1 pseudogene is annotated in these 256 nt (G+C 48.4%); it reads right to left on the minus strand.

Going from position 1 to position 256, the window contains the following annotated elements:
• Nucleotides 1-227 (minus strand): annotated as a pseudogene (locus tag OGX67_RS00460) (IS110 family transposase); the annotation flags it as partial.
• Nucleotides 228-256: the final 29 nt, after the last annotated feature.

Genomic DNA, 256 nt, shown 5'->3' on the forward strand with positions numbered 1-256 from the left:
GCCATCAACCGGACATCATGGCCATACTGCCTGAATAATCTTGCCCAATAGTGGGCACCCGAGCAGGCTTCCATTCCAATGACACAGGGAGGTAAACCAGCGATGAGTTCAGAAAGTGCTGCACGCGACACCTTGGGTTTAACCAGAACTGCTTTACCATTTTGGTCAACGCAGTGAACAGCAAACACATTTTTAGCAAGATCGATACCGACAGTGGTGATGGTCATAACGAATCCCTCTGGGTCAATGTTTATCC

Source organism: Citrobacter sp. Cf118 (genome assembly GCF_030334095.1).
GTDB lineage: Bacteria > Pseudomonadota > Gammaproteobacteria > Enterobacterales > Enterobacteriaceae > Citrobacter > Citrobacter freundii.